This window comes from Pseudalkalibacillus sp. R45, from assembly GCF_052246725.1.
GTDB lineage: Bacteria > Bacillota > Bacilli > Bacillales > Fictibacillaceae > Pseudalkalibacillus.
This window is the reverse complement of sequence record NZ_JBQQCL010000027.1, coordinates 24,499-37,576: the sequence shown is the minus strand read 5'-3', so window position 1 is coordinate 37,576 and position 13,078 is coordinate 24,499. Positions and strand designations below refer to the sequence as shown.

The window sequence follows — 13,078 nt, the reverse complement described above, 5'->3', positions numbered from 1 at the left end:
GATAGTCTGGTGACGATGGCGAAGAGGTCACACCCGTTCCCATGCCGAACACGGAAGTTAAGCTCTTCAGCGCCAATGGTAATTGGGGGCTTCCCCCTGTGAGAGTAGGACGTCGCCGGGCAACTAAGAGAGCAGCTGCAAAGCTGTTCTTTTTTGTGTTTGAAAAAAGATGCCCGGAAGGGCAATCCTTCGAAGAAGCTGAGGGTTGTGAGGAACAAGGAGATCGAGGAAACCAGGGAGGGACGCCCGGAGCGTATGATATACGCGAGGACCGGAGCGAGTGCCGATGACGAAGAGATCCGCCGTTCATCGCAGGCCGAAGGCCGAACACGGAAGTGAAGCTCGCGCGCCAATGGTAATTGGGGGCTTCCCCCTGTGAGAGTAGGACGTCGCCGGGCAAGCACAAGAGTAGTCGAGAGACTGCTCTTTTTTGTGTTTAAGGAAGAAATGTAGAACTCAGAGAAGATATTGAGTACATGAAAGTACAAAAAAGCCAGTATGATGTACTCATATAGCCGTTCTGAATACATGAAAAGGGATAAACCGGATTTGATGTACTCAGGAAAGGGGTTGAGATACTTTAAAGTGATTCAAGTGTGGCTGGTTATACAAAATATGGGGGCTTTTAACGTTACTTGTACCGTCAAAGCGTAGAAAGCCTGATTTGACGTACAGTAAGAGGCTTATTCGTACCGTCAAAGCGTAGAAAGCCTAATTTGACGTACAGTAAGGGGACTTTTCATACCGACAAACCGAAGGAATGGGGAATTGGTGTGCAAAAGGTCTATGAAACGGATAATCACTGAGATCAATCATTCATCTTAAACCGAAAACAAAAATATTTAAAAGATGGTTTTTGCTTGGCAAAAACCTTCCACTATTTTTAGTACAATCAAATTTCGAAATAAACAGCTTTAGTTTTAGGGAGACATACACAATTTCTGATTGATCATCATACATTTACGATAGCAACTGATTTTTCAAAAAATTGAATCAGTTTTGTATATTTTTAATTGTTTGTGGCAACAATGGGTGATGGAGGTGGGAGAAATGGAAACCGCAAAAAAACAGCGATCCATGGATATATGTATGGTTTGTGAAGAGAAAAACAACGAGGGAATCTATATTTTCCAACACTTTTTATGCTCAGAATGCGAACAGAGAATGGTTGTTACCGACACAGATGATGAAGAATATCAATATTTTATAGAAAAGCTGAGAAAAATTAATCAAGTATCGTGTTAAAGCAGGTGTATGGACGCCTGTTTTTTATTTTGTGTTTAAAGAGCCCATGGTGACAATGTTTTGGCTGTCCTTTAGGATTGACCTCGCAAATGCCCTGCCATATCTGCTAAAATGAGGAGAGGAATACTTCATAGAATCGGATGGATGAAGTTTGAGACATTTACACACACCATTAATTGATAAATTACGGGAGCATTTTGAACAAGCTGAATTTTCCTTTCATGTGCCAGGTCATAAATTCGGAAAGTTGATGCCGAGTGAGGATTGGGCTCATAATCTTCTTTCGCTTGATGCAACTGAACTGAAAGGATTGGATGATCTCCATGATGCGACCGAGGTAATTAAAGAGGCACAGGCATTGACTGCCACCTTTTATGGAGCCGATAAAAGTTATTTTCTCATCAATGGGACAACCGTTGGCAATCTGGCAATGATTCTGACTACATGTAAACCTGATGCAAGGGTGCTTGTGCAGCGGAACTGTCATAAGTCAGTCATGAACGGGGTCCAGTTAGCTGGTGCAAGACCGGTGATGTTATCTCCTGAAATAGACCGCGAGACTGGCGTTGCTACTGGAATTACATTGGACCAGGTAAAAGAGGCTTTTTTGCACGATCAAAATTTTGATGCAGTCATTCTCACGAATCCTAATTATTACGGGATGACGAAGGATTTGAATGAGATTATTTCATTTGTACATAAGAGGAATGTCCCTGTTCTTATAGATGAGGCGCATGGGGCACATTTTTCAATAGGATCCCCTTTCCCGCCTTCATCACTTTCGATGTGCGCTGATATCGTTGTCCAATCCGCACATAAGACTCTGCCAGCGATGACGATGGCTTCGTTATTACATGTCAAGTCAGAACGTATTGACGTTGCACTTTTGGAAGAGAACTTGCAAATTTTACAGTCAAGCAGTCCTTCTTACGTCTTGATGGCCTCATTGGATTATGCGCGCTCATATATCGAAAGTTTGGAAGAACAAGATATCAAGCGCATTTTAGAGCGTATCGAAACATTAAAGAAACGGCTCAACGGCATCCCGCAAATCAAAGTTATCCAGCAAACAAACGCATCAGATTGGTTTGACCCGCTTAAATTGATTATCCAGTCTAAGACATCCTTATCTGGATTTGAAATGCAAGCTGTTTTTGAAGAGGCGGGAATTTATTCCGAGCTTGCTGATCCTTACAATGTCCTTTTCATTTTTCCGCTTGCACCACTTGAGCGAGTCGAGGAGCTTGCCTCTTTAATTGAAAAGATACTAAGTCGTTATGAAACGGTCGAGCGTGAAATCGTGCAAGTTGATCGATTTCCTTCCATTACGGAATTGACGTTGACAGATAAGGAACTAAAAGCTTCAAAAACGAGGAGACTTCCACTAGAAGAGACTGTGGATGAGATAAGCGCAGAAACGATCGTACCTTATCCACCTGGTATTCCGATCATTATGAAAGGTGAGAAGATAACGGAATCCCATGTTAAGTATTGTCATTTCCTTTTTCAAAAAGGTGCCAGATTTCAAGGGACGGACCTTAAAGCTATACGTGTAGTCGAAACACATCAGGAAATTCGGAGGTAACAGCATGCAAAACGGATTATTTATTACATTTGAAGGTCCGGAGGGTGCCGGAAAAACAACCATCATTAAACAAATCGAGCAGGAAGTCTCAAAACGGATGCAAGTGCTTTGTACTCGTGAACCGGGAGGGATCGACATTGCTGAACAAATCCGGTCGGTGATCTTGAATCCGGAAAACACAAAGATGGATGGTCGGACAGAAGCGTTGCTTTATGCAGCTGCAAGAAGACAGCATCTTGTCGAGAAAGTCATCCCGGCCATAGAGAAAGGAAAGCTGGTTCTTTGCGATCGATTCATTGACAGTAGCCTTGCGTATCAAGGGTATGCACGAGGTCTTGGAATTGAAGAAGTCTATTCAATCAACCGTTTTGCGACAGAGGACCGTATGCCGGATTTAACAGTGTATTTTGATCTATCTCCTGAAGTTGGATTAAGTCGGATTGAAGACAATGAACAACGGGAAAAGAATCGGCTCGATCTAGAGAAAATGGAGTTTCATAAAAAGGTGCAGGAAGGTTATAAGCGTGTCCTGAGCATGTTTCCAGATCGTATGGTCGTCGTAAATGCCGAGCAGCCGATCGAAAAAGTCTATCAGGATGTGCTTGCGGTCATCGAGAGGAAACTTGGTGAGATAATTTAGGGTGTAACTGTTATAATAATATAAAGAACCTTTTCTTTTTAATTGTTTTTACTTAACATTTTTCAGATACATTCAACACGGATTTAATAAAGGAAAATAGATTATAGAGAGAATAGTATTAACATAAAGGTAAATCGTTGAAAGGAGCTCTCGCTTATGAAGCTTGTGGTGGCGGTGGTTCAGGATAAAGATAGCAATCGACTATCTGATGCACTTGTGAAGAGTAATTTTCGTGCTACAAAATTAGCAAGTACAGGTGGATTTCTCAAGTCTGGAAACACGACTTTCATGATTGGTGTCGAGGATCAGCATGTCCAGCGTGTGCTTGATATCATCAAGGAAAATTGTCAGAGCAGGGACCAACTTGTAGCACCTGTTTCACCTATGGGTGGTAATGCAGATTCTTATGTACCTTATCCTGTTGAAGTAGAAGTCGGTGGGGCTACAGTATTCGTCCTCCCTATTGAACAGTTCATGCAATATTAGGAGGCATCAGTTATGAAAGTAGGACAAGAGCTTCGTACGACTGTGGAACAACGCCTTCAGGATGGTGTTAAGCCCCACGTCAAGTCAGGGAATTTCGAATCAGTGGTACAGGCTCAACAGCAGAAACTCCAAAGTGAACAATTGACACAATTACTAAGTAAAATAGATCGACAGGGTCAACGATTGTTGAAATCACATACATTAAGTGACCTTCGAGAGTATAAACAGCTTGTGAAAAGATTTGTGAAAGAAACGGTTGAATTCGGCATGAATCTGAAGAAATCGAGAAGCTGGAATGGACACGGTAATTTAGAAACGATGCACTTAATAGAACAAATCGATGAAGAGTTGATGACGCTTACAGATGAGCTCGTTTCCCGTGAAGGCAAATCGATTGATATCCTTAGCCGGATTGGTGAAATCAAAGGTTTGCTCGTGAATTTGTATACGTAGAAAAGAGTCGATTGTAATGGAATGGAATACACTCGCACAAAGACAACCTTATGTCGTAAAACTACTGACCAACAGCCTAAAAAAAGAACGGCTTGCACATGCTTATTTGTTCAAAGGTAATAAAGGAACGGGGAAAAAGAAAATTTCGCTCCATTTAACGAAAGCTTACTTTTGTCGAGTAAGAAAGGATAGTGAACCCTGTGGTGAATGTCCGGATTGTAAACGAATCGATTCAGGAAATCATCCGGATGTTCACCTTGTCAAGCCTGATGGGCAATCGATCAAAATCGAACAAATCCGGCAGCTCCAGAAAGAATTTTCTTATTTAGGGCTGGAATCCAAATCAAAAGCTTATATTCTTGAACATGCGGAACGAATGACGAATCAAGCAGCAAACAGCTTGTTGAAATTTTTAGAAGAACCTGGCCAAGAAACGATCGCCATATTATTGACAGAGAACCCACAACAGCTTCTTGACACCATTCGTTCCAGATGCCAGATTTTAACCTTTGCCCCGCAATCACAGAATGAATTGATTGAGGCACTCACTGAGAAAGATTATTCCAACCAGCTTGCACGTACTGCCGCAGCACTGACGAACGATCAGGCAGAAGCGGAAGAATACCTGAACGATGAGTGGTTTGTAATAGCAAGAAAGAACGTGTTAAAATTAGGAGAAGAGCTTTTTGAGAGACCCCAACGTGCACTTCTCGCTCTTCACGAATATTGGAATCCACACTTCAAAGAAAAACAACAGGTCGAAATTGGCTTGGATTTGTTGTTGATTTGGTATAAAGATGTTTTTCTTACGCAATTGGAAGAAGAACATTCGATCGTTTACAGCGATCATCAAAATATATTATCCGTCCAAGCGCTACAAAGCTCTCAAAGCCGTGTGCGGAATCAAATGCTGCATATTCTTGAGGCTAAGCGACGTTTGAACGCAAATATGAATCTTCAGTTGTTGATGGAGCAATTAGTGCTTAGATTGCAGGAGGGATAAACCTAGTGTATGAGGTAATTGGTGTCCGTTTTAAGAAAGCGGGTAAAATATATTATTTTGATCCAGGTGACCTTGATATAGATGTCAATACATTCGTCATTGTCGAAACCGCTAGAGGCATTGAATACGGAAAGACAGTCCTTGCGAGAAAGCAAGTGGATGAAAACGATGTTGTTCTTCCCTTGAAGAAAGTCGTACGAATCGCGAATACGAAGGATCAAATTTCAGTTCAAGAGAACAAAGACGCTGCAAAAGAAGCGTTTGATGTATGTGTGAAGAAGATCGATGAGCATGAGCTTGATATGAAGCTTGTCGATGTGGAATATACATTCGATCGGAACAAAGTCATCTTTTATTTCACAGCAGACGGCCGGGTCGATTTCCGTGAATTGGTGAAAGACTTGGCATCCATTTTCCGGACGCGTATCGAGCTGCGGCAGATCGGTGTCCGGGATGAAGCAAAAATGCTTGGCGGGATAGGGCCATGTGGACGGCTGCTTTGCTGTTCAACCTTTTTAGGAGACTTTGAACCCGTATCGATTAAGATGGCCAAAGATCAAAACCTATCATTGAATCCAGCAAAAATATCTGGATTATGCGGTAGACTGATGTGTTGTTTGAAATATGAAAACGATGATTATGAAACCGCAAAAAAGGAGCTTCCCGACATTGGAGAAGAAATTCACACAGCGCATGGAAACGGAAAAGTAGTCGGTCTGAACATTTTAGAGCGTTTAGTGCAAGTGGACCTTTACGAACGTGAACGTGTGATTGAATACACCCTCGATGAGCTTATAAAGGAAGGCTCCGTTTCACAAGCTACAGAGTAACGGGGTGAAGCCGTGGATAAAAAAGAAATCTTCTCAAGAGTAAGTGAAATGGAAGAGCAAATCGGAAGTTTATACAAGCAATTGGGAGATCTGAAAAACCAATTGGCTACTCTATTAGAAGAAAATCATCATTTGGAAATTGAGAATCGTAACTTGAGAAGCCGTTTGGAAAGGGAAAAGCAGCCCGTCGGAGGACAAGCTTCTTCGAAAAAAAACGATTCGCAAAAGCATGTTCCTGATATCGGTGAAGGATTTGATACATTGGCACGTTTGTATCAAGAAGGATTCCATATATGTAACCTTCACTACGGAAGTATACGGACGGAAGGGGATTGCCTGTTCTGTCTGTCTTTTCTCAACAAGAAATAGATGATGATTCCTCTGATTGATTTGGTAGAGGCTGAGCTGTGATTTTCGTAGTTCAGCCTCTTTTGTTACTATAAAGAACTCTATTGGAGTTTTTTAAAAGCGAAATTCGCGATACTCCAGCGGAAAAGCGAGCCAGGCGAGACCCCACAGCGAGGTATGAGCGAGGGGCAATGCTTAGAAGTAATGTCTCGCTCAGCGACCAGTCACTCGGATACACTTCAAACTCCTGCGGCGGTCGACACATTGATGGACTTCTTATTTGTGAGCCCACGCAGAACCGAACTTTGTTTGGTTCGAGCCTCCTCGTCAGTTTTCCAGCGACATTCGTGACTAATCGGGTCGTTCAGCTTTTCGGTTGCCCGTGAACAGGAAGTGGATTTCGTAAACAAATAATCAAAACCTACATAATTGAGAATAAAACAAATTGAAAAGTTCTGAAAGGATATATGGATGATGCAGGTAGAGCTGTTTGATGATGAGCGGGTGGATTATATCGTTCAAGATCAGTTGAAAATAATACAAAGCCCCTCGGTGTTCACCTTTTCATTAGATGCCGTCTTGTTGGCAAATTTCGTATATGTCCCTATTCAAAAAGGGAAACTGTTAGACTTATGTACAGGAACTGGTGCTGTGCCACTGGTTCTATCAAGACGCACGAAAGGATCGATCATCGGGGTGGAAATCCAAGAAAAGCTTGTTAGTATGGCGGAACGAAGCGTAAAACTTAACAATCTTGAAGGACGTATTCAAATTGAACATGAAAATATCCTGAAATATGAAAAGAAATCTGATCAAGGGTTTGATGTCGTTACATGTAACCCGCCTTATTTTGATTCGAAAAATCCAGTTGATCATAATGAAAATGTGCACGTAGCGATTGCGCGGCATGAAATTTATTGTTCGCTCGAAGATGTCGTAAGAGTAGCGGCTAAAAATCTCCGCAATGGTGGAAAAGCCGCGTTTGTCCATAGACCGGAACGATTGATGGATCTGCTTTTCTTGATGCGGCAGTACAAGGTAGAACCGAAACGCTTGCAGTTCGTCTATCCAAAGCAAGGGAAGGATGCCAATATGGTACTTGTTGAAGGGACAAAGGGCGGCAAGCCTGATTTGAAACTGCTTCCTCCATTGACTGTTTACAATCAAGCGAATGAATATACTGAGGAGGTCAGAAAAGCATATGAGTAAAGACCCTCCGTATTGTGTTTATATTTTAGAATGCTGTGATGGCACCCTCTATACAGGATATACGAATAATATCGATAAACGGCTGATTACTCATCAACAAGGAAAAGGGGCAAAATACACAAGAGGGCGGACCCCTGTAGAACTTGTGTATCTGGAACACCACTTGACGAAATCTGAGGCACTTAAAGCAGAATATCAGATCAAGCAGCTGAACAAAAAAGAGAAAAAGCGTCTGATCTACACGAAGGAGCAATCAAATCATGTGGAATCAACATAGCTATCATGCAGAGGGAAGGCCAGGTTCCCTTATAATCGTACCTACCCCCATTGGAAATCTGGAAGATATGACATTCCGGGCTATTCAACAACTGAAAGAGGCAGATTTGATCGCATGTGAAGATACTCGGCAAACAAAAAAGTTGTGTAATCATTTCGATATTCCTACACCTCTTGTCAGCTATCATGAACATAATAAGATGAAAAGTGGAGAAAAACTTCTTGGTCAGCTGCAAAACGGTGATACCATTGCATTGGTCAGTGATGCAGGAATGCCAGGCATTTCTGATCCTGGTTATGAGTTGGTGAAGCAATGTGTAGAAAATCAGATTCCTGTCATTCCTTTACCTGGGGCTAATGCTGCCCTTCCTTCACTTGTTTCTTCCGGCCTTCCAACTGATCACTTTTATTTTTACGGATTCCTTCCACGGGACAAGAAGACTAGAAAAGAAGAACTCGACTATCTAGCCTCAGTTCGGGACACAGTCATTTTATATGAGTCTCCTCACAGGATAAAAGAAACGCTAAAAGACTTAGCAGTAGTGTTTGGAGCGGATCGTAAAGTTTCAATAAATAGAGAATTGACGAAGAAATATGAAGAGATCATCCGTGGTAATTTAGAGGAATTACGGCAATGGAGTGAGAAAGAACAAATCAGAGGAGAATTTTGCTTAATAATAGAAGGCACAGGGGAAATCGCCCAAGAAACCGATCAGTGGTGGTTGATGCTTTCGATCGTCGAGCACATCGATCATTATATAAATGAAGAGAACATGTCGAGTAAAGCTGCTATTAAACAAGTAGCAGTGGATCGCGGCTTGCCGAAACGTGAAGTATACCAAATGTATCATGTTCAATGAAAAAGCTGTTATCACATAGGCTGTCGTGTTTATAAAGTGGAAATATACATGCTTACCGAGGACACTCTGCAAGCCTTCTCACCCGTTCCTTGCCTACGGGGTTTGCCTTAGCTCGCTATCCTGCAGGAGTCTCGCCATATTTCCACCGGGCAATAACTTTTAAAAAAACAGATGAAAAAAGGGTTGGCTCCATTGAGGACCAACCCTTTCGTCATACGATTATTTTGCTTTTGAAACGTAATCGTCTAATTCTTTCATAATTTGCTCTGCACCTTCACGGCTTAGAATGATTCTTCCATCCGCAATTGAAAGGTTGTCATCAGATACCTCTCCAGTAACCTGGCAAGTCATGTTAGGCTTGTATTTTTTAAGAACAATACGGTCATCGTCAACATAAATTTCAAGAGCATCCTTTTCTGCGATTCCAAGTGTACGACGAAGTTCAATCGGAATCACCACACGACCTAATTCATCAACCTTACGAACAATACCTGTAGATTTCATAATAATAAATCTCCTCTCTTGTTTTTCCTGTTTTTTGACCTAATTCTATGTTTATCGCCATTATTCGACAAAAACTATTATGCCCTAATAATACCAGCGATTCCCAAACACGTCAATCATTTTCTTTGATGAAAATATTTGCAATTTCTGTAAACTAGATACAAACATTGAGTTGACGCTTATATTGAAGTGCCGACTGTTTGGGATTCCCAAATAAAGAAGTCATTACCAGGAAAATTATACTAAAAATTTTTGATTACTAATAACCTAAAAGTATTATACTTCGACAGTTATTCGTCATCATTCGACATTTTGTGTCGAAATCTCATATTTAACTACTTGAATGAACCCTGTACTTCAGGTATATTTTTTAAGAAATACAGGAATACTGTAGTATTTACATATATTGTTTTCGTATCTCTGTGTCATTTTATGTCTAAGATAAGAAAAACTCTTTGATTAATGATAGAATTGAATCGGGAAATGTACATGCAAGAACGTATTCACCCTTTAATACCCCTATTTTGTTAATTTGAAACAATTTTTGGAAGTGCAAGGAGGTTGCAAGATGTCAGGGGAAAACAAATCTTTTTATATCTCTACACCAATCTATTATCCGAGTGGAAAGCTCCATATCGGCCATGCGTATACGACTGTTGCCGGGGATGCGATGGCACGTTATAAGCGTTTACGTGGTTACGATGTCATGTATCTGACTGGAACAGATGAACACGGGCAAAAGATTCAGGATAAAGCAGAAGAACAAGGTGTTGCCCCGCTCAACTATGTAGATGAAATCGTAGAGGGGATTCAAGATCTATGGGATAAGCTTGATATTTCTTACGATGATTTCATCAGAACAACTCAAGATCGTCATACGAATGTTGTCGAAAAGATTTTTCAGCAGCTGATGGATCAGGGGGATATTTACCTGGATGAATATGAAGGATGGTATTGTACACCTTGTGAATCCTTTTTTACGGATCTACAGTTAGAAGAAGGGAATTGCCCGGATTGCGGCCGTCCTGTCCAAAAAGTGAAAGAAGAATCCTATTTCTTCAAGATGAGTAAATACGCCGATCGTCTTCTTAAGTTTTATGAGGAAAACCCGCATTTCATTTTACCTGAAACACGTAAAAATGAGATGGTCAATAATTTCATTAAGCCTGGTTTAGAGGATTTAGCAGTTTCACGAACTTCCTTCGATTGGGGAGTTAAGGTTCCAGGTAACCCGAAGCATGTCATATACGTTTGGATCGATGCTTTATCGAATTATATCACCGCCCTCGGTTACGGTTCTGAAAATGATGAACGTTATCAAAAATATTGGCCGGCTGATGTTCATTTGGTAGGAAAAGAGATTACGCGTTTCCATACTATTTACTGGCCTATTATCCTTATGGCGTTGGATCTTCCATTGCCGAAACAAGTATTTGCACATGGTTGGCTGCTGATGAGAGACGGTAAGATGTCGAAATCCAAAGGGAATGTTGTTGATCCTGTGACATTGATTGATCGTTACGGACTTGATGCACTGCGTTATTACCTACTGCGGGAAGTGCCGTTCGGTTCTGATGGGGTTTTCACTCCTGAAAGCTTCGTTGACCGTGTAAACCATGACCTTGCGAATGATTTGGGAAATCTATTGAATCGTACGGTCGCGATGATCAGCAAATATTTTGATGGAGAAATTCCAGCTCATCAAGGTACGATTACGTCCTTTGATGATTCGTTAGAGGAACTCGTCGATGCAACGGTTGAGAAAGTAGAAACTGCGATGGACCATATGGAATTTTCAGTGGCCTTGTCTTCTATCTGGCAGCTAGTCAGTCGTACAAACAAATATATTGATGAAACGCAGCCGTGGATTCTATCAAAGAATGAAGACCAAAGAGATCAGCTTGCGTCTGTCATGTCCCATTTAGCTGAATCCTTACGCTATATTTCGATTTTGATCCAGCCATTCATGACAAAGGCACCTGCTAAGATATGGGAGCAGCTGGGGATCGAAGGCGATTTCTTGACAGGTTGGGAAAGCTTGAAAGAGTTCGGGCAAATCCCAGGCGGAACGAAAGTCCAAAAAGGACAGCCGCTCTTCCCTCGACTTGAAAATGAAGAAGAAGTGACCTACATCAAAGAATCAATGACAGGGACGGCGACGACCGAAGAGAAACCTGAAGAAAATACGGAAGAAGAGAATAAAAATAGCAAGGACGAAATCACATTTGATGATTTCATGAAGGTTGAATTGAAGGTTGCAGAAGTTGTAGAAGCAGGCAAAGTCAAAAAAGCAGATAAACTATTGAAGCTTCAGCTGGATTTAGGTGATGAAAAACGCCAGGTCGTTTCTGGCATTGCTCAATATTATCAGCCCGAAGAACTGGTCGGGATGAAAGTGATTTGTGTCACGAACTTAAAACCTGTGAAACTCCGTGGTGAAATGTCTGAAGGAATGATCCTGGCAGGGAGCAAAGATGGCAGACTTAAACTTGCGACAATCGACCAAACCCTTCCAAATGGAACGATTATAAAGTAAAAAAGCTATAATTTTATTAAGAATGACCAAAATCAAGGCCATTGGACATTATGTTCAATTCTGTTTTTACCACTCATTTTCAATGAAGGTAAATCCTAGAATGTTTAGTGGTGTTGGGGCTTGACGGTCATTCTTCTTTTTTTATGTTCGATTTCTTCTTTATAACGATTTTCTTTTGTAATAAAAATGTAATCGGAATGACAAGCAATTGACTTAGCAATTCCTTTTATAAATGTGATAAACTAGGAAAGTGTTTCAGAGCCTAGGAGTTCTGAATTAGAAACTACAATCTTTAGTAGGTGTTTGGAACTATGTTATTTGATACCCACGCTCATCTGAATGCTGTACAGTTCGACGAGGACCGAGAAGAAGTCATTCAACGTGCGCTTGATGAAGGTGTATCCCACATCGTTGTTGTCGGTTTTGACCGAGACACGATCAAAGGTGCCATGGATTTAGCAGAAGGTTATGATTTCATCTATGCAGCGGTCGGTTGGCATCCGGTAGATGCAATTGATATGACAGAAGAAGATTTGAAGTGGATTGAAGAATTGGCTTCTCATCCGAAAGTAGTCGCCCTTGGTGAAATGGGCCTCGATTATCATTGGGATAAGTCACCGAAGGATATTCAGATGGATGTATTCCGGAAGCAGATTCAACTTGCTAAAAAAGTGGATCTACCGATTGTCATCCATAACAGAGAAGCGACAGAGGATGTTGTAAGAATATTAGAAGAAGAAAATGCCGAAGAAGTTGGAGGCATCATGCATTGTTACAGTGGCAGCCTTGAAATCGCGAAAAGATGTTTGGATATGAATTTTTACATATCATTCGGTGGACCAGTCACTTTCAAGAATGCCAAAAAACCGAAAGAAGTGGCAGTTGAAATTCCGATGGATCGCATTTTGATTGAAACGGATTGTCCGTTTTTAAGTCCGCATCCATTGAGAGGAAAGCGTAACGAATCTTCTTATGTCAAATATATAGCAGAACAAATTGCTGATTTAAAAGGTATGTCTGTAGAAGAATTCGCGCAAAAAACTTCCGACAACGCATTTCGCTTATTCGGCATCAGTCGCTGAAGAGTAATGTCGAAGTTTGAG

Annotated in this window: 14 protein-coding genes and 1 rRNA gene; 14 read left to right on the top strand and 1 reads right to left on the bottom strand. The window is 41.3% G+C overall.

Features of this window, described 5'->3' with window-relative positions; genetic code table 11:
• Positions 1 to 5 precede the first annotated feature (5 nt).
• From rrf to rsmI, 12 genes are all read left to right on the top strand, one after another.
• A 5S ribosomal RNA gene (gene rrf / locus ACTWQL_RS23360) occupies positions 6 to 121 on the top strand.
• Between the two features lie 929 nt (positions 122 to 1,050).
• On the top strand, positions 1,051 to 1,245 hold the full coding sequence (locus ACTWQL_RS23355; RefSeq protein WP_443144767.1) for a sigma factor G inhibitor Gin: 195 nt from the start codon (positions 1,051 to 1,053) through the stop codon (positions 1,243 to 1,245).
• A gap of 151 nt (positions 1,246 to 1,396) precedes the next feature.
• Positions 1,397 to 2,830, top strand: coding sequence for an aminotransferase class I/II-fold pyridoxal phosphate-dependent enzyme (locus ACTWQL_RS23350; protein WP_443144766.1), 1,434 nt, complete (start codon positions 1,397 to 1,399; stop codon positions 2,828 to 2,830).
• A gap of 4 nt (positions 2,831 to 2,834) precedes the next feature.
• A complete protein-coding gene (gene tmk / locus ACTWQL_RS23345) occupies positions 2,835 to 3,470 on the top strand; it encodes a dTMP kinase (protein WP_443144765.1) in 636 nt (211 codons plus the stop codon).
• Positions 3,471 to 3,626: 156 nt separating this feature from the next.
• Positions 3,627 to 3,956 (top strand): cyclic-di-AMP receptor, encoded by a 330-nt coding sequence (locus ACTWQL_RS23340; protein WP_261134704.1) that lies wholly within the window; start codon positions 3,627 to 3,629, stop codon positions 3,954 to 3,956.
• A 12-nt stretch (positions 3,957 to 3,968) separates the two neighbouring features.
• On the top strand, positions 3,969 to 4,409 hold the full coding sequence (locus ACTWQL_RS23335) for a YaaR family protein (protein WP_443144764.1): 441 nt from the start codon (positions 3,969 to 3,971) through the stop codon (positions 4,407 to 4,409).
• A 16-nt stretch (positions 4,410 to 4,425) separates the two neighbouring features.
• Positions 4,426 to 5,412: a DNA polymerase III subunit delta' gene (gene holB / locus ACTWQL_RS23330; RefSeq protein ID WP_443144763.1), complete on the top strand. Its 987-nt coding sequence runs from the start codon at positions 4,426 to 4,428 to the stop codon at positions 5,410 to 5,412.
• Between the two features lie 5 nt (positions 5,413 to 5,417).
• Positions 5,418 to 6,242, top strand: coding sequence for a PSP1 domain-containing protein (locus ACTWQL_RS23325; protein WP_443144762.1), 825 nt, complete (start codon positions 5,418 to 5,420; stop codon positions 6,240 to 6,242).
• A 12-nt stretch (positions 6,243 to 6,254) separates the two neighbouring features.
• Positions 6,255 to 6,611: a DNA replication initiation control protein YabA gene (yabA, locus tag ACTWQL_RS23320; protein ID WP_443144761.1), complete on the top strand. Its 357-nt coding sequence runs from the start codon at positions 6,255 to 6,257 to the stop codon at positions 6,609 to 6,611.
• Positions 6,612 to 7,064: 453 nt separating this feature from the next.
• Positions 7,065 to 7,799 carry a tRNA1(Val) (adenine(37)-N6)-methyltransferase gene (locus tag ACTWQL_RS23315; RefSeq protein ID WP_443144769.1) on the top strand — a complete coding sequence of 245 codons (735 nt, stop codon included), beginning with the start codon at positions 7,065 to 7,067 and terminating at the stop codon, positions 7,797 to 7,799.
• Positions 7,792 to 8,076, top strand: coding sequence for a GIY-YIG nuclease family protein (locus ACTWQL_RS23310; protein ID WP_443144760.1), 285 nt, complete (start codon positions 7,792 to 7,794; stop codon positions 8,074 to 8,076). Before ACTWQL_RS23315 ends, ACTWQL_RS23310 begins: the two co-directional genes overlap by 8 nt.
• Positions 8,060 to 8,935: a 16S rRNA (cytidine(1402)-2'-O)-methyltransferase gene (rsmI, locus tag ACTWQL_RS23305; RefSeq protein ID WP_443144759.1), complete on the top strand. Its 876-nt coding sequence runs from the start codon at positions 8,060 to 8,062 to the stop codon at positions 8,933 to 8,935. Before ACTWQL_RS23310 ends, rsmI begins: the two co-directional genes overlap by 17 nt.
• A 219-nt stretch (positions 8,936 to 9,154) precedes the next feature.
• Here the strand turns inward: rsmI and ACTWQL_RS23300 are convergent, their stop codons facing one another.
• Entirely contained in the window at positions 9,155 to 9,439 is a 285-nt protein-coding gene (locus ACTWQL_RS23300; RefSeq protein WP_221569237.1) for an AbrB/MazE/SpoVT family DNA-binding domain-containing protein, read from the bottom strand.
• Between the two features lie 568 nt (positions 9,440 to 10,007).
• On the opposite strand from ACTWQL_RS23300, the gene metG reads away from it, so the two are divergent.
• Together metG and ACTWQL_RS23290 are read left to right on the top strand one after the other, a co-directional pair.
• Positions 10,008 to 11,975, top strand: coding sequence for a methionine--tRNA ligase (gene metG / locus ACTWQL_RS23295; protein WP_443144758.1), 1,968 nt, complete (start codon positions 10,008 to 10,010; stop codon positions 11,973 to 11,975).
• A gap of 311 nt (positions 11,976 to 12,286) precedes the next feature.
• Complete coding sequence (locus ACTWQL_RS23290) at positions 12,287 to 13,057, top strand: TatD family hydrolase (protein WP_443144757.1); 771 nt, start codon at positions 12,287 to 12,289, stop codon at positions 13,055 to 13,057.
• The last annotated feature ends 21 nt before the right edge of the window (positions 13,058 to 13,078 follow it).

What these genes read in the sequence shown, in the direction of transcription:
- ACTWQL_RS23355 (WP_443144767.1), top strand. Translation starts at nt 1,051, where the DNA reads ATGGAAACCGCAAAAAAACAGCGATCCATGGATATATGTATGGTTTGT.
- tmk (WP_443144765.1), top strand. Translation starts at nt 2,835, where the DNA reads ATGCAAAACGGATTATTTATTACATTTGAAGGTCCGGAGGGTGCCGGA.
- ACTWQL_RS23340 (WP_261134704.1), top strand. Translation starts at nt 3,627, where the DNA reads ATGAAGCTTGTGGTGGCGGTGGTTCAGGATAAAGATAGCAATCGACTA.
- ACTWQL_RS23335 (WP_443144764.1), top strand. Translation starts at nt 3,969, where the DNA reads ATGAAAGTAGGACAAGAGCTTCGTACGACTGTGGAACAACGCCTTCAG.
- holB (WP_443144763.1), top strand. Translation starts at nt 4,426, where the DNA reads ATGGAATGGAATACACTCGCACAAAGACAACCTTATGTCGTAAAACTA.
- ACTWQL_RS23315 (WP_443144769.1), top strand. Translation starts at nt 7,065, where the DNA reads ATGCAGGTAGAGCTGTTTGATGATGAGCGGGTGGATTATATCGTTCAA.
- ACTWQL_RS23310 (WP_443144760.1), top strand. Translation starts at nt 7,792, where the DNA reads ATGAGTAAAGACCCTCCGTATTGTGTTTATATTTTAGAATGCTGTGAT.
- rsmI (WP_443144759.1), top strand. Translation starts at nt 8,060, where the DNA reads ATGTGGAATCAACATAGCTATCATGCAGAGGGAAGGCCAGGTTCCCTT.
- ACTWQL_RS23300 (WP_221569237.1), bottom strand. Translation starts at nt 9,439, where the DNA reads ATGAAATCTACAGGTATTGTTCGTAAGGTTGATGAATTAGGTCGTGTG.
- metG (WP_443144758.1), top strand. Translation starts at nt 10,008, where the DNA reads ATGTCAGGGGAAAACAAATCTTTTTATATCTCTACACCAATCTATTAT.
- ACTWQL_RS23290 (WP_443144757.1), top strand. Translation starts at nt 12,287, where the DNA reads ATGTTATTTGATACCCACGCTCATCTGAATGCTGTACAGTTCGACGAG.